Source organism: Marinococcus halotolerans DSM 16375 (assembly GCF_000420725.1).
Classification (GTDB): domain Bacteria; phylum Bacillota; class Bacilli; order Bacillales; family Marinococcaceae; genus Marinococcus; species Marinococcus halotolerans.
The window spans coordinates 161,210-175,042 of record NZ_ATVM01000003.1 but is presented as its reverse complement, the minus strand read 5'-3'; the positions used below and the strand labels follow the sequence as shown (position 1 = coordinate 175,042).

18 protein-coding genes are annotated in these 13,833 nt (G+C 51.9%); all 18 read right to left on the bottom strand.

Going from position 1 to position 13,833, the window contains the following annotated elements:
* Nucleotides 1-2: 2 nt before the first annotated feature.
* The 18 genes from G548_RS0103660 to G548_RS0103575 all read right to left on the bottom strand — a co-directional run bounded on the left by G548_RS0103660 (nucleotide 3) and on the right by G548_RS0103575 (nucleotide 13,828).
* Nucleotides 3-506 carry a chemotaxis protein CheD gene (locus tag G548_RS0103660; protein WP_022792792.1) on the bottom strand — a complete coding sequence of 168 codons (504 nt, stop codon included), beginning with the start codon at nucleotides 504-506 and terminating at the stop codon, nucleotides 3-5.
* Nucleotides 503-1,129, bottom strand: a complete 627-nt coding sequence (locus G548_RS0103655) for a chemotaxis protein CheC (RefSeq protein ID WP_022792791.1) — start codon at nucleotides 1,127-1,129, stop codon at nucleotides 503-505. Before G548_RS0103655 ends, G548_RS0103660 begins: the two co-directional genes overlap by 4 nt.
* A complete protein-coding gene (locus tag G548_RS17265; protein ID WP_022792790.1) occupies nucleotides 1,129-1,758 on the bottom strand; it encodes a CheB methylesterase domain-containing protein in 630 nt (209 codons plus the stop codon). Before G548_RS17265 ends, G548_RS0103655 begins: the two co-directional genes overlap by 1 nt.
* Before the next feature lie 16 nt (nucleotides 1,759-1,774).
* Nucleotides 1,775-2,653: a MinD/ParA family protein gene (locus tag G548_RS17260; RefSeq protein WP_022792789.1), complete on the bottom strand. Its 879-nt coding sequence runs from the start codon at nucleotides 2,651-2,653 to the stop codon at nucleotides 1,775-1,777.
* A complete protein-coding gene (locus G548_RS0103640; protein WP_022792788.1) occupies nucleotides 2,643-3,719 on the bottom strand; it encodes a flagellar biosynthesis protein FlhF in 1,077 nt (358 codons plus the stop codon). Before G548_RS0103640 ends, G548_RS17260 begins: the two co-directional genes overlap by 11 nt.
* The gene (gene flhA / locus G548_RS0103635; protein WP_022792787.1) at nucleotides 3,716-5,749 is read right to left on the bottom strand and encodes a flagellar biosynthesis protein FlhA; all 2,034 of its coding nucleotides are present in this window, start codon (nucleotides 5,747-5,749) and stop codon (nucleotides 3,716-3,718) included. Before flhA ends, G548_RS0103640 begins: the two co-directional genes overlap by 4 nt.
* A 15-nt stretch (nucleotides 5,750-5,764) precedes the next feature.
* Complete coding sequence (gene flhB, locus G548_RS0103630) at nucleotides 5,765-6,847, bottom strand: flagellar biosynthesis protein FlhB (RefSeq protein ID WP_022792786.1); 1,083 nt, start codon at nucleotides 6,845-6,847, stop codon at nucleotides 5,765-5,767.
* Complete coding sequence (gene fliR / locus G548_RS0103625; RefSeq protein ID WP_022792785.1) at nucleotides 6,844-7,626, bottom strand: flagellar biosynthetic protein FliR; 783 nt, start codon at nucleotides 7,624-7,626, stop codon at nucleotides 6,844-6,846. Before fliR ends, flhB begins: the two co-directional genes overlap by 4 nt.
* Before the next feature lie 7 nt (nucleotides 7,627-7,633).
* The gene (fliQ, locus tag G548_RS0103620) at nucleotides 7,634-7,903 is read right to left on the bottom strand and encodes a flagellar biosynthesis protein FliQ (protein ID WP_022792784.1); all 270 of its coding nucleotides are present in this window, start codon (nucleotides 7,901-7,903) and stop codon (nucleotides 7,634-7,636) included.
* Nucleotides 7,904-7,928: 25 nt separating this feature from the next.
* Complete coding sequence (fliP, locus tag G548_RS0103615) at nucleotides 7,929-8,615, bottom strand: flagellar type III secretion system pore protein FliP (protein WP_022792783.1); 687 nt, start codon at nucleotides 8,613-8,615, stop codon at nucleotides 7,929-7,931.
* Complete coding sequence (locus G548_RS17255) at nucleotides 8,612-9,256, bottom strand: flagellar biosynthetic protein FliO (protein WP_022792782.1); 645 nt, start codon at nucleotides 9,254-9,256, stop codon at nucleotides 8,612-8,614. Before G548_RS17255 ends, fliP begins: the two co-directional genes overlap by 4 nt.
* A 22-nt stretch (nucleotides 9,257-9,278) precedes the next feature.
* On the bottom strand, nucleotides 9,279-9,641 hold the full coding sequence (locus tag G548_RS0103605) for a response regulator (RefSeq protein ID WP_022792781.1): 363 nt from the start codon (nucleotides 9,639-9,641) through the stop codon (nucleotides 9,279-9,281).
* Nucleotides 9,642-9,663: 22 nt separating this feature from the next.
* Nucleotides 9,664-10,824, bottom strand: a complete 1,161-nt coding sequence (fliY, locus tag G548_RS0103600) for a flagellar motor switch phosphatase FliY (protein WP_022792780.1) — start codon at nucleotides 10,822-10,824, stop codon at nucleotides 9,664-9,666.
* Nucleotides 10,817-11,812: a flagellar motor switch protein FliM gene (gene fliM, locus G548_RS0103595; RefSeq protein ID WP_022792779.1), complete on the bottom strand. Its 996-nt coding sequence runs from the start codon at nucleotides 11,810-11,812 to the stop codon at nucleotides 10,817-10,819. The genes fliY and fliM overlap by 8 nt, the downstream gene beginning before the upstream one ends.
* Nucleotides 11,813-11,855: 43 nt before the next feature.
* A complete protein-coding gene (locus G548_RS0103590) occupies nucleotides 11,856-12,314 on the bottom strand; it encodes a flagellar basal body-associated FliL family protein (protein WP_022792778.1) in 459 nt (152 codons plus the stop codon).
* Between the two features lie 3 nt (nucleotides 12,315-12,317).
* Nucleotides 12,318-12,527 (bottom strand): flagellar FlbD family protein, encoded by a 210-nt coding sequence (locus tag G548_RS0103585; protein ID WP_022792777.1) that lies wholly within the window; start codon nucleotides 12,525-12,527, stop codon nucleotides 12,318-12,320.
* A 53-nt stretch (nucleotides 12,528-12,580) separates the two neighbouring features.
* A complete protein-coding gene (gene flgG / locus G548_RS0103580) occupies nucleotides 12,581-13,375 on the bottom strand; it encodes a flagellar basal body rod protein FlgG (RefSeq protein WP_022792776.1) in 795 nt (264 codons plus the stop codon).
* Nucleotides 13,376-13,447: 72 nt separating this feature from the next.
* Nucleotides 13,448-13,828: a TIGR02530 family flagellar biosynthesis protein gene (locus G548_RS0103575; protein ID WP_022792775.1), complete on the bottom strand. Its 381-nt coding sequence runs from the start codon at nucleotides 13,826-13,828 to the stop codon at nucleotides 13,448-13,450.
* Nucleotides 13,829-13,833: the final 5 nt, after the last annotated feature.

The window sequence follows — 13,833 nt, the reverse complement described above, 5'->3', positions numbered from 1 at the left end:
GTTCATATTATCGTTGGTTCTCCCCCGGTCGGCTTGATCCGGAGAGCTCCGGTGGCGACGTCGAACTCTATCGTTCTGCCAATGTGGCCGCCTGTTTCCTCTGCTTTAAGCGGCACCGACCGTCCGGCAAGCATTTCCTTTGCTGCTTCGACATTTCGTTTTCCAATATGCAGATGATCGGTCTGAAACTGAAACATTCTTGCTCCCCCGGCAAGCTTTGCTTCAAGCGAAGCCATTGGAATACGCCGTCCTTCAAAGCCGGCAAACGCCTTTTGCAGAGCCGTATCGGTATACTTCGCTTCGTTAACATGCTGCCCTTCCCGTGCCATCGCAGACGATGGAAGCATCGCGTGAATCAGGCAGGCATATTGATGGGTGAGCGAGTAAATGACGATACCAACACATGAACCAAGACCGCTCGTAGTGAGAGTGTCACCGCCCCGGCCCCACTGCATATCCGCCATTGAGACTTTTATTTTCATTTGTTGAAGATCCGCGTTTCTCATTCCCCGTCCTCCTGTACTCCGAGAGAGGCAAAAATTTTCGGAAGCGAGTGGGCATCCGGGAGCATAAAAAAACGGCCAGCCATCTGCGAGTGATTCTCTCCTTTTGTCATGTTCGTATCAATCATGATCGCTTCGTCTCCTTCAAGGCCTGCTTCGATAAGTCCCTCGCTCAAAAGCGCTCCGATCATGTCCACCGCAGACGAAGGGACCGTCGGCATCATATAAAGGCCGGTAAAATCCGAGAGCGCCGATAAATAAGAGCCCGCCAGAATATTTGTTAATTCGCACACCGCCGACTCGAGCAGCTCCTGTTCATTTTCCGGCGTGTACGGAAGATTCCAGCTTTGCACAAGCGATCTGCCCACTGCCTGCATCTCCTGTGGCTCGAGTACAAAAAATATGCTGCCACTGATGTGACCCGCGATGCGGAGAAATGTGACCGCGGCCACTTTTTCTTCTCCGCCGGCTGCTTCAATCAGCTTCGGAAACGGCACCATCTGTACCGACGGCACGCTGATCTGAACCGGCGTTTTCAGCAGGGAGGACAGTGCCGTTGCGGCATTGCCGCCCCCGATGGTTCCGACTTCTTTTAATATATCGAGCTCTATGTCACGTACGCTCATCATTTCACCTCTTTTCCATACGCAGTAGTTTGTACCAGCTGTCCAATCCGCTCTCCAATCGCCTGGAGCGGGAGAATTTCGTCAATGACGCCAGCCTGTGCCGCCGCCCGGGGCATCCCGTAGACAACAGCCGTTTCTTCTGATTCAGCAACAGCATAAAGTGCCGTCGCTGCTTTTAGCTTTTTTAATCCATATGTACCGTCATTGCCCATGCCGGTTAAAATAACAGCGAGCACGCGCAGGCTTTCCAATTCAGCGAGGGAAGCCAGCAGGATATCCACCGATGGATGATAACGGTCGCCCGTTTTGCTTTCACTCACCGCGGTTATCAGCCGGCTTCCTTTTCGCCGGACTTCAAGCTGCCGGCCCCCGGGAGCAACATAAACGGTGTGTTTCTGCAGTACTCCGCCGTCTTCGGCTTCTTTCACGCTCCAGCTGTAATCGCGGTTGAGCCTGTCAGCAAGTGATCTGGTGAACCCGGGCGGCATATGCTGCACAATGAGCATCGGTAGTTCCACTGCTTCCGGCATCGAACGAAACAGCTGCTGCAGTGCTGCGGGTCCGCCTGTGGACGTTCCGATCACCAGCAGATCCCAATGGCCCGATTTTTCGGGAGGTTGCATGTTCATATACTCAGACTCCGTTCTACGTCCGGGCAGAAGCGAATAACCGCTGCTTCATCCCTGTAATAAAATGCCGGAACGGGGCGCCGTCCGTTTTGGCCGACTGTTCCTTCGTCCACAGCCCTGCTGCAATCTGCTTCATGCTCTGGGCCGCACGGCTGTGAGGGTACGCAATGACAAGCGGTGTCTGTTCCATCACTGCCCTGCTTACTTTAGGGTCATTTGGCACCATCGGCAGCATTACAAGCTGCATGCCAAGAAACCGTTCACTCACTGACATTAGCTTTTGCGCGGCCGCACGGCCGTCTTTTTTCTGCTCCACCCGATTGATAACAGCGGCAAATGGAAAATCGCTTTTGTGGGAGCGGATGTATTTCATCATAGCGTAACCATCCATCAGCGCCGTCGGCTCCGGGGTTGTTACAAGAATCCCGCGCTCGGTCGTCGTAATCAGGTGCATATGGTTTTCGTTCAGCCCTGCCCCCATATCAAAAATAATAAAATCAAATTCTCCTTCAAGCAGCTGAAGCTGTTCATAAAACCGCTGCTTATGCTCCTCCTCCATATGAAAGATGCCGGAAAGGCCCGATCCGCCCGCAATCCACTGCACGCCGGACGGCCCCGATTGAATCAATTCAAAGATGCTTTTATTGTCCGTAAACATCTCCTGAAATGGCAGGAGGGGCGTGTACCCGAGCAGAATATCAAGATTGGCCATACCGGTGTCCATGTCAATCAACAACACCTCCGCACCAGCTTCCGCGAGGGAAATGGCCACGTTCAAGGACACATTGGACTTGCCGACGCCCCCTTTTCCACTGACTACCGACAACACTCTTGTCTGCCTGCGGCCTCGTTTTTGCATTTGCTCGCGCAGGCTTTCAGCCTGATCATTTTTCACCGAGTGTCCCCCCTGCTATTTTTGCTGCAAGCCATTTGTTGTCCGCAGACTCAATGTCCTCCGGCACCTCCTGGCCCGTAGTGACAAATGCCACCCGTAGCGAAAATTCATCAATAATATTCAAAAGTGCTCCAAACGATGTCGTTTCGTCCGCCTTTGTAATGATAATTTCGTTTGATATATAAGGAAGAAATTTTTCAGCAACTTCCTTCATGTCTTTGTATTTAGCCGTCAGGGAGAGCACGAGCACCGTTTTAATCGGCTCTCCCGCGGGAAGGAGCCGCTGCGCTTCTTCCACGGTCTGTTCATGCAGAAAATTTCTTCCTGCCGAATCAATGAACACATAATCGTGCGTCCCGGACTGGGCCACTGCTTCCCTGTAGTCTGCCTGGTCATAGATAACATGCACCGGCGCTTCCATGATGGAGGCGTACGTATTCAGCTGGTCGACAGCTCCCATGCGGAAGGTATCTGTCGTAAAAAAGGCAATAGACTTTTTTCTGCGTAGCATTTCCCTGGCGCCGAGCTTTGCAAGCGTCGTCGTTTTCCCGACACCGGTCTGGCCGACCAGCTGAATCATCCGGGAAGGGGCTGCTTCGGCACGGGGGTGCCGGGCCTCCAGCCACTCCCCTATGCAGTCTTCGAGTACGGCCGCCTCTGGCCGGCTGCCCTTTTCTTCGTACCATTTTTCCATAAACCGGTTCATCAGCTCTTCCTCCACCCGTGCGTTTACTTCCTGCGCCTTTAGGGCAGCGGAAATGGACTGAAAAGGAGCCGGCGCTGAAGCAGGAAGCACGCCCGGCGCTTTTTCCGGTGCCTGGACAGCCTTAACCTCTTTTGGCACGACCGGCTTTACGGCTTCTGCCGGACGCGTGCGCTCTTTTTTCCGGGGCGGAGCGTCATCGATACCTGCATAAACCTCGAGCTTGTTCACAGATTTGAGTCCAAACCATCTTCTGACTTTCACCGGCCTCGAATGCAGAATAACCGCTTCATCCCCAAAGTCCTGCCGCACTTTCGCTACCGCTTCCGGCATCGAATCTACTGTAATTTTTTTCATTCTCATTCATTGTTCACCACCCCGACGCTTTGAATTTCGATGGAAGGCTCCAGTTCGTTATAGGATAATACCGGCATCTGCGGGAAGAACCGCTCAATCAGCTGGCGCACGTGCATGCGCACCGCCGGCGAACAGAGAATCACCGGTGTTTTCCCGATATTCATCAGCTGCTCGGCTTCTGCCCCTATGCGCTGAACCACTCGCTGGGACTCGTTTGGATCCATCGCCAGAAAATTTCCGCTTTCGGTCTGCTGCAGGGTGTCGGCAATTTTCTTTTCAATACCGCCGCTCAGTGTCACAACCTGCAGCAGCTCTTCTCCGTCCGCATACTGCTTGGAAATCTGTCTTGAGAGCGCCTGGCGTACATACTCTGTCACAATCTCCATATCTTTAGTCATCGTGCCGTATTCCGCCAGTGCTTCAAAAATGGTTGGCATATTCCGGATGGACACCCCTTCCCGGAGCAGCTTGGCCAGCACCTTCTGCACATCTCCGATCGTAAGCGTTGAAGGAGTCACTTCTTCGACCAGCGTCGGGTACGTTTCCTTCAGATGATCGATCAGCTGCTTCGTTTCCTCGCGGCCGAGCAGCTCGTGAGCATGCGTTTTAATAACCTCGGTTAGATGCGTGCTTACGACCGACGGCGGATCCACGACCGTGTATCCGGCATCTTCAGCAATGTCGCGCTCTTCTTCCGGAATCCAGAGGGCAGGCAGCCCGAAGGCCGGCTCTGTCGTTTCGATGCCTTCGATCGGCTCTTCAGCTCCGGTACCCATTGCCATGTAATGATCCATGTACAGCTCGCCCCGGGCGATTTCGCTGCCGCGCATGCGTACAACGTACTCTCCCGGCTGCAGCTGGATATTGTCACGAATCCGTATGACCGGCACAATCATCCCGAGCTCAAGCGCCAGCTGACGCCGAATCATCACTACCCGGTCAAGCAGGTCGCCTCCCTGCTTAGCATCTGCAAGAGGAATGAGGTTATAGCCGAATTCAAACTCAATCGGGTCTACGTCCAGCAGCTGCATGACGCTGTCCTGCGAACGCAGATCCTCCTCCTGCGCTTCTTCGGTTTCATGTACCGCTGCCTGCTCCTCCTGCAGCACCGTCTGCCTGATGGTAAATCCAATGGCAGCCATCGCTCCGGCAATGCAGGTGGTTAAAAAGAAGTTAATCGGCGTGAACACGCCCAGTAAAAAGATGGCGCCTGCTGCTACAAACAGCATCGGCGGAAAAGCAAACAGCTGCTTTGTAATATCATGGCCGAGGTTGCCTTCCGAGGCCGCCCGCGTCACGACAATACCGGTTGCTGTCGAAATAAGCAGCGCAGGTATCTGGCTGACCAGGCCGTCCCCGACGGTAAGGAGGGTAAAGGTGTTCGCAGCGGTGCCGATGTCCATCCCATGCTCGGTCATGCCGATCACAAGGCCGAAAATAACGTTAATAATTACAATGACAATCCCTGCGATGGCATCCCCTTTTACAAACTTACTCGCCCCGTCCATCGAACCGTAAAAGTCCGCCTCCTGCTCGATTTTTTCCCGGCGCGCTTTCGCCTGCTGTTCGGAAATAACACCCGCATTCAGATCGGCATCGATGCTCATCTGCTTTCCGGGCATCGCGTCGAGGGTAAAGCGGGCCCCGACCTCCGACACCCGTTCCGCCCCTTTCACGATAACGACAAATTGAATCACAACAAGAATCACGAAAACCACCAGGCCGACAAAGGCGCTTCCCTGGACGACAAAGCTTCCGAACGTCTCAATAACGTTGCCTGCTTCAGCATTGCTTAAGATCGAACGGGTCGTCGAAACGTTCAGCCCGAGCCGGAACAACGTCACAAGCAGAAGCAGCGTAGGAAAGATGCTGAACTCAAGCGGCTCCTTCGTGTTCATTGCCACGAGAATAACCAGAAGCGCCAGTGAAATATTGGCCATAATTAAAACGTCTAAAATAAATGTCGGCAGCGGGATGATCAGCATAATGACAATCAATATAACGCCGAGCAGCACTGATAGTTCTCTAAATCCCATAGGGTTGCTCCTTTTCTAGCCGTTTTTCCTTTTAATGCGGTACACGTATGCAAGCACCTCGGCTACGGCTTTGAATAAATCTTCAGGTATTTCATCATCGATTTCGGACTGGGCGTATAGTGCACGGGCGAGCGGCTTGTTTTCCACCATCGGAATCGAATGCTCGCCTGCTTTTTCTTTGATTTTCCGGGCCAGATGGTCGGCTCCTTTGGCAATCACCTTCGGCGCACCCATTGCGCCTTCTTCATAGCGGAGCGCCACCGCAAAGTGGGTCGGGTTCGTAATGACGACATCTGCTTTCGGTACTTCCTCCATCATCCGCCCCATCGCCATTTCCTGCTGCTTCTGCTTTCGTTTGCCGCGGATAAGCGGGTCGCCCTCCATGTTTTTCATTTCCTGCTTTACGTCGTGCTTGGACATGCGGATCTGCTTTTCATGGTCGTGCTTTTGATAAATATAGTCCGGCAGCGAAAGTACAAGCAGCAGCAGGCTCCCGATCAGCCCCATCAGTCCGGTCAGGCGGGCGATTTCCATAAAGCCGTCACCAACATCCTTTTGCGATAAAAACAGGAGACGGTCGAGCGCCAGCCAGAGAATTGCAAAAACGACCCCGCCGACAAGCGTAATTTTTAAGAGTGCCTTGGCCAGCTCCACGAGCGCCCGGGCCGAGAATATCCGCTTGATGCCGCTGAGCGGGTTAATCTTTTCAAGCTTCATTTTGATTGGTTCGCCTGTGAACAAAAAACCTACCTGCGTAAGCGAGGCTGCGACACCCGCCACCATAGCCACAAGCATCACCGGCAGAATAATAATCACGGACTGGATCGTAATTTCCTGCAGCATCGCCGGCACACTGGCTTTGGTTATGTCCCACTGCATGTATTCTATGTATGTATGTGTCATTAACGCCTGCAAATGATTAAAAATAGTGCCTCCGTACATATAAAAGAGCGCAAATACTAAAAACAGGATGACTGCTGTATTCACATCGTTACTTTTAGGAACCTGGCCTTTCTGCCTCGTGTCCCGGCGCTTTTTAGGAGTGGCCTCCTCTGTTTTTTCCTGTGAAAAAAACTGCAGATCGAGTGTCCACTTCATTCCTGTCCCTCCCCTAAAAGTTCAAGCAGTCCACGCGTGACGTGAAACATATCTTCATACAAGTACTGAATGGCCAGGAACATTCCCGGGATTGCCACCACAAGCAGTGGCAGCCCCGCCGCAATTTTCAGCGGCAGTCCGACGACGAACACGTTCATCTGCGGAACCGCCCTTGCCATAATCCCTAAAGCGAGATCGACCAGAAAGAGCGAGCCGACGAGCGGAAATGCCAATTGAAAAGCGAGAATAAACATTTGGTTAAAAGCTTCCGCCACGTGGGTAACAACCGCTTCATCGCCGAACGTAAGTCCTGTCTGGTCGATGGGCACAAAGCTGTAGCTGTAGTAAATGCCGTCAAGCAGCAGATGATGGCCGTTCACTGCCAGAAGCATTAAGAGCGCGAAAGCGTAAAAGTATCCGCCAAACAGCGGGCTCTGCGCGCCCGTCTGCGGGTCCACCACGTTTGCCACCAAAAAGCCGAAGGAGATGTCGAGAAACATTCCGGCTGTCTGCACCGCATACAGCATAATCGTCGCAATAAGCCCGATCGCAAGCCCGAGCATGACCTCCTTTAACAAAAGCAGGACATACTCCCCGTCCACCGTCATTAGCGGGGCATCCAGTGCCGGAAAAATAGCCAGGGCGAGAAAAAATGCCAAACCTACTTTAAATTGATTCGGTATAGTCCGATAAGAGAAAAGAGGCATCGTCGTAAAGAAAGCGAGCACTCGCACAAGCACCAGGGAAAAAGCCGGGAGCTGCTCTATTATTGCTTCCATCGTCTGTTTATCCGATGAACTGCTGCGCGTGGTACCACAGGTTTCTCGTATACTCCACCAGCTGCGTCAGCATCCACGGGCCAAGCACGAGCATGGCGGCCAAAACGCCAAGAATCTTTGGTATAAACGCAAGCGTCTGCTCCTGGATCTGGGTGGTTGCCTGAAATATGGCAACACCAAAGCCGAGAACGAGCGCAATGACAAGCAGCGGCCCTGCAATTAAAAAAACCATCCATATTCCCTGTTGTGCGATCTGCATTACCTGTTCTGCTGACATACATTTCTTCCTTTCTTCAACCCGGCTAGGTGTAGCTGAGGAGGAGTGATTCCACAATCAGATACCATCCGTCTACGAGCACAAACAATAAAATTTTAAACGGCAGACTGATCATGACAGGCGGAAGCATCATCATGCCCATGCTCATCAGTACACTCGCCACAATCATGTCAATAACAAGAAAAGGCACAAAAATAAGAAACCCCATCTGGAAAGCTGTTTTCAGTTCACTGATGGCAAACGCCGGCACGAGCGATGTGAGTGGAATATCTTCGACCGACTCCGGCCGCTCTTCCCCCGCATAATCCATAAACAGCGCCAGGTCTTTTTCCCGCGTATACCGGGACATAAATTCCTTCATCGGTCCGACTGCTTCTGTCAGTGCTTCGTTCTGGTCAATTTCTCCTGCCATCAAAGGGCTGAATGCCTGCTCGTTTACTTCCGAGAGGGTCGGCGCCATGATGAAGAAGGTTAAAAATAAGGCAAGGCCGATAAGCACCTGGTTTGGCGGTGTCTGCTGCGTAGCAAGCCCCATCCGCACAAAGCTCAGCACAACTACGATTCTGGTAAAACAGGTCATGAGCACTAAAATACCGGGAGCAAGAGACAGCACCGTAAGCAGCAGCACAAGCTGGACCGACGTTGCCGCCCCTTCTCCGCCGCCCTCAAGCAGTCCGCTGAAATCAAGCGCAGGAAGAGCACTAATAATCATCGCCGTTCCTCCTTCGCTTCCGTCCGGTTATCCGGCACCTCCGGATGTTTTGCGTTACGTGCTGTTTGGAGCCGTTCTTCGAGTACCGATTGAAAGGACTGGCCGCTTCCTTCCTCTGTTTTCCCTCGTGTTTTCCATTTTTCCAGCAATGACGGCACACCTGTATATGTATTCTGTTCCTGCGCGGTGATCCGCTCCTGCTCTTCTTTATCTTCAATCTCCTGAAGCAGCGAAATCGTATCCCCCACTCCGACAACAAGCATTTTATCCCCGACTTTAACGACCTGAATCGATTTGTTCTGTCCAAGCCCAATGCCGCCGATGCTCTGAAGCCAGCGGGTGGATTGATATTTGCTTGTTTTTTTGTTGATAAATTTCAGAAGCCAGAACAAAAGGCCGAGAACGACTGTAAGCGCTCCGATCATCTTTACAAAGTTCAGCCACAGGCTGCCGCTGTCCATCGCTGCCGGCGTCGTCTCATCATCTGCCGGAGCTTCTTCATTCCCGGCTGCCGGATCCTCCTGATTTTCCTGTGGATTCAGGGACTCGTTGACAGTAGTGCTGGCAAGCGCTGTATCAGCGCCCGCCAAAAGAATCACTGTCATAATCAAACCTATGATAATTCCGTATTTCCAGTTCATTTTCTTCCCCCGCGGCAGGCCATCAGCCTAGCGTTTTATTAATTGCTTCAAGTACACGGTCTGCCTGAAACGGTTTAACGATGAAGTCCTTTGCCCCCGCCTGAATCGCATCGATCACCATCGACTGCTGACCCATGGCCGAACACATAATCACCTTGGCATTCGGGTCCGCCGCCTTGATTTCCTTCAGCGCTTCAATTCCGTCCTTATCCGGCATCGTAATATCAAGCGTGACCAGATCCGGCGACGTTTCTTGGAACTTTTCCACTGCTTCGTTCCCGTCCTTTGCTTCCCCTACTACGTTAAACCCGTTCTTTTCCAGAATGTCCTTAATCATCATCCGCATAAACGCGGCGTCATCTACTACTAAAACTGAATATGCCATGCTTTCCACTCCCTGTTTGTCATTATTTTAATTGCGCAACCCGTTCTCTTGGACTGAGAATTTCCGTAATGCGTACCCCGAAATTTTCATCGATGACGACCACTTCCCCTTTAGCCACAGGCTTCTGGTTCACCAGTACATCGACGGGTTCGCCGGCAAGCTTATCAAGCTCGACCACCGAGCCCTGGGACAGCGACAAAATGTCTTTGATCGGCTGACGGGACCTGCCAAGCTCCACCGTAACGTCAAGCGATATATCCATCAGCATATCCAGGTTTCCGCCGCCGTCACTGTATCTGTGCGCGGGCTCCTCAAGCTCGGAAAAGGCGGCTCCGCTCACTGCCGGTGCTGCTTTTGGCTCCTGGACACGAGCTCTCTTGGGCTCAGCTTCCTGTCGTCCGGAAGGCTTTCGGGCAGGTTCCTGCTTTTGTTCAGGCTGAGCTTTTGCGGCGCTTGCCCCGAGCAGCTCTTCCACCATTTTTTTCGCAAATCCAAGCGGAATGAGCTGCATAATGTAGGAGTCCATCAGCTCCCCTATCTGGATGCGAAACGCAATCTGTACGACCGTATCTTCATCGGGGATGTATCGGGCCGATTCTTCTTGTTCGAGGTTCATTATATTGACCCCCGGAGGAGAAATATCCACCCGCTTGTTAAAAATGGTGCTCATCGACGTGGATGCCGAACCCATCATCTGATTCATGGCTTCCTGGACCGCGCTTTGCTGCATTTCATCAATGTGGTCCGCCTCGTCGACTTCGCCGTCGCCACCCATCATCAGGTTGGCGATAATGCTTGCATCCGTCATGCTGATTACAAACAAGTTAGTGCCTTCAAATCCTTCCGTATACTCCACATTCACCGCTACGTGTGGGCGGGGAAAGGATTTTTCCACCATCTCGGTCGACACCGCTTTTACACCCGGAATGGTAATGCTGACTTTTTGGTTCAGCAGGCTCGACAGAGCAGTGGCTGCGCTGCTGAAGCTGATATTGCCAATTTCGCCGAGTGTATCCTTTTCTTCGGTGGAAAGCAGATGATCGAGCCCGTCCTCTTGTGTGGAAGAGGCTATTTCTTCGGCCGGCGTCTCCCCGGAGGAAGCACCGCTGTCATCATCGTCTGCACCGACGTTTTTCAGCAGCTCGTTAATTTCGTCCTGCGAAAGCATATCGTCATTACTCATGCTGTTCTTCTCCCTCCTCTATCTTTTCTAGAATCTGTACAGCCATATGGCTGCGCTTTTTCCCCGGCTGAGCCGTGAATTTCTTTCTGCTGCCTACGTGCACCTCGAGCGGGTCATGAATGTGCTGGTTGAGCGTTAAAACGTCTCCACGCTCCATATGTAAAAGCTCCTCGATCGTGATAGAGGACGTGCCGAGGATTGCCTGAAGAGACACATTCCCCTGCAGCAGCCACTCGTTCAGATGCTCTACTTCCTGCTGATTCCGCTCTTTTACTTTCGTCTGCATCCAGTAGTGGGTCGTAAGCTTGGGCAGTATCTCTTCAAGCACCATATGCGGCAGGCACAGATTAATCATCCCGGATGTTTCTCCAATCGTCGTGGTTAAAGAAATAACTACCACGGTTTCGTTTGGAGAGACCATCTGGAGAAACTGCGGATTCACTTCAATTTCGGAGCCGATCGTTTCAATGCTGAGCACTGATTCCCAGGCGCTCTGAAAGGATTCGAGAATCATCTGCATGAATGAGCTTAAAAGCTTTGTTTCAATTTCCGTCAGCTTTTCAACCTTGTTCATACTTTGGCCCTGGCCGCCGAGCAGCCGGTCGAGCATGGCGTAGCCGACATGCGGATTGACCTCCATGAGCATCCGTCCTTCAAGCGGCGGAGCTTCAAACACATTCAGCAGCGTCATTTTAGGAATCGATCGGATAAATTCGTCGTAGGGGACCTGATCCACGGAGGCGACACTGATATCTACAAAGGAGCGCAGCTGTCCTGAAAGCGCCGTGGTAAGAATCCGGGCGAAATTTTCATGAATTCTCGACAGGCCCCGGATCTGTTCTTTGGAAAACCGCAGGGCGCGCTTGAAATCATAGGAACGGACCTTGCGTTCATTTTCTTCTTTTTTTAACTGCTCCCCATCCATTTCTCCGGTAGACAATCCGGATAAAAGGGCGTCTATTTCATGCTGGGATAGTACATCTGACAAGAGGTTTTCACCTCCCTTTCTCTTCTCTCTGGCGGTTTCCGGGCTATTGAATGACGCGTTCGGTCGTGTAGACCCGCTGCACTTTCCCTTCAGTCATAACCTCATTCACTTGTTCCTTGATTCGTTCTTCCATTCTGGTAGTGCCCTCGGAGCCTTCAATGTCTCCGGGTTCGAGCTGGGCCAGCTCATGGATGATAATATTGTTGATCTGATAGTCGCGCTGCTCCAATTCTTCCCGGGCTTTTTCATTATCGGCCTGCAGGCTGAACATCGTTTTAATATAGCGGTCGTTGCCTTTAAGGTTGGTCGTCATTTCCTCCATATCCCAGGTGAGCTCCCGCAGTTCTTCGGCGCTTAATTCCTCTGCCGGTTCTTCTTCACTGCCCTCTGCCTGTTCAGAGGAGGAGCCGAGAAACTGGTACACAGCAGCTGCTGCGCCGGCGATAAGAACAAGAGTCAAAAGCATTATCATCATCGTTTTTCCTGCTTTGCTTTTTAACATAGTTCAGGCGTCCTCCCCTTTTCGAACGGCCGGCATCCATGTCCGACGGTAAAACCGTTCGGCAAGATCCATCACTTCACTGATGCTCTCCCGCACAACAATTTTGTTGCCGTTCAATAGCGTGATTGTCGTATCCGGCGCTGCTTCGACCTGCTCAATCAATGTAGTGTTCAGCACGAACGGGCGTCCGTTTAATTTAGTCAATTCCATCATAATTAATTGAGGGGCAGCGCTGCGCCCCTGTCTCCCCCGATTTCATTCATTAGTTACCGCTTAATGTTAAGCAGTTCCTGCAGTACTTCGTCTGCTGTCGTAATACCTCGAGTATTCGCCTGGAAGCCGCGCTGGGCAGTGATCATTTCCGTAAATTCCTCGGACAGGTCAACGTTGGACATTTCAAGGGCTCCGGACACAATTTCTCCGGCGCCACCTTCGCCCGGCAGAACGTCTACAGCGTCTCCAGAGTTCAAGGAGGCGCTATACACATTCCCTCCCACTTTATCTAAGCCACCAGGATTACTGAATGTAGAAAGTCCAATGGTTACTTCATCAAAATCTTCAGCTCCTACTACGTTCAGGTTGCCTGAGGCGTCAATGCTGAAGCTCTGGGCGTCGTTCGGGATGTTTATTGTTCCCCCATCATCATCCAATAGATAATAGCCATCTCCGTTTACTACATCTCCCTCTTCATCCAAGTAAAAATTCCCGGCGCGGGTATAAACTTCCTCATCTACATTTTCCGGATCTTGAAGCCTAAAATATCCCGAACCCGAAATCGCGAGATCGAGCTCGCGCCCGGTATTTTGCAAGCTACCCTGCGTATCAACTGTGTCGATGCTTCCAAGTTCACTTCCAAGTCCGATTTGTTTCGCGTTAACACCGCCCCGACCGCCATCAGCTCCTGCAGCTGCCCCGGTCTGCTGGCTCATCATATCCTGAAATGTCGGGCGTCCTTTTTTGAATCCCTGGGTATTGACATTTGCGATGTTGTTGCTGATAACGTCCAGCTTCTGCTGAAAGTTCTTCATTCCTGCGATTCCTGAATACATAGAGCGTAGCATTGTATTCCTCCTTTGGTTTAAGCGGGCCCCGTCTGTCTGTCGGGAGCCCAGGCCTCCTTGCGGTCAAGCCTTTTACATGAATATAACGCCGTCAATATTAGTGAACGTATGATTTGCTGCTTCCTGCTTTGACATTGCTGTAATAATGGTCCGGTTCTCTGCATTGACCACCAGTGCCGCTTCCGGGAAAACCACGACGGATTCTTTGACGCCCTTTTCCGCTGCTTCACCTAGCTTTACCTGCATCTGCTCCCAGTCTGCGCTTTTAATATGGACATTTCTTTCTTCCATTCGTTTGGCAGCGTGCTTGCTGATTTTGACATCCGGGGCCTTCAGCTCGTTTTGCAGAAGCGTGGCGAATGAACCATCCTTCTGTTTTGCCGGCTGCGAGGTGTTGGCTGTACTAGATGGAACCGGCATTCTGGCATAGTTGTGCACCTTTGAATAATCCATGCTGT

Excerpts from the sequence above, each read along its gene's own strand:
- G548_RS0103660 (WP_022792792.1), bottom strand. The coding sequence starts at position 506 with ATGAGAAACGCGGATCTTCAACAAATGAAAATAAAAGTCTCAATGGCG.
- G548_RS0103655 (WP_022792791.1), bottom strand. The coding sequence starts at position 1,129 with ATGAGCGTACGTGACATAGAGCTCGATATATTAAAAGAAGTCGGAACC.
- G548_RS17265 (WP_022792790.1), bottom strand. The coding sequence starts at position 1,758 with ATGAACATGCAACCTCCCGAAAAATCGGGCCATTGGGATCTGCTGGTG.
- G548_RS0103640 (WP_022792788.1), bottom strand. The coding sequence starts at position 3,719 with ATGAGAATGAAAAAAATTACAGTAGATTCGATGCCGGAAGCGGTAGCG.
- flhA (WP_022792787.1), bottom strand. The coding sequence starts at position 5,749 with ATGGGATTTAGAGAACTATCAGTGCTGCTCGGCGTTATATTGATTGTC.
- flhB (WP_022792786.1), bottom strand. The coding sequence starts at position 6,847 with ATGAAGTGGACACTCGATCTGCAGTTTTTTTCACAGGAAAAAACAGAG.
- fliR (WP_022792785.1), bottom strand. The coding sequence starts at position 7,626 with ATGGAAGCAATAATAGAGCAGCTCCCGGCTTTTTCCCTGGTGCTTGTG.
- fliQ (WP_022792784.1), bottom strand. The coding sequence starts at position 7,903 with ATGTCAGCAGAACAGGTAATGCAGATCGCACAACAGGGAATATGGATG.
- fliP (WP_022792783.1), bottom strand. The coding sequence starts at position 8,615 with ATGATTATTAGTGCTCTTCCTGCGCTTGATTTCAGCGGACTGCTTGAG.
- G548_RS17255 (WP_022792782.1), bottom strand. The coding sequence starts at position 9,256 with ATGAACTGGAAATACGGAATTATCATAGGTTTGATTATGACAGTGATT.
- G548_RS0103605 (WP_022792781.1), bottom strand. The coding sequence starts at position 9,641 with ATGGCATATTCAGTTTTAGTAGTAGATGACGCCGCGTTTATGCGGATG.
- fliY (WP_022792780.1), bottom strand. The coding sequence starts at position 10,824 with ATGAGTAATGACGATATGCTTTCGCAGGACGAAATTAACGAGCTGCTG.
- G548_RS0103590 (WP_022792778.1), bottom strand. The coding sequence starts at position 12,314 with ATGTTAAAAAGCAAAGCAGGAAAAACGATGATGATAATGCTTTTGACT.
- G548_RS0103585 (WP_022792777.1), bottom strand. The coding sequence starts at position 12,527 with ATGATGGAATTGACTAAATTAAACGGACGCCCGTTCGTGCTGAACACT.
- flgG (WP_022792776.1), bottom strand. The coding sequence starts at position 13,375 with ATGCTACGCTCTATGTATTCAGGAATCGCAGGAATGAAGAACTTTCAG.
- G548_RS0103575 (WP_022792775.1), bottom strand. The coding sequence starts at position 13,828 with ATGGATTATTCAAAGGTGCACAACTATGCCAGAATGCCGGTTCCATCT.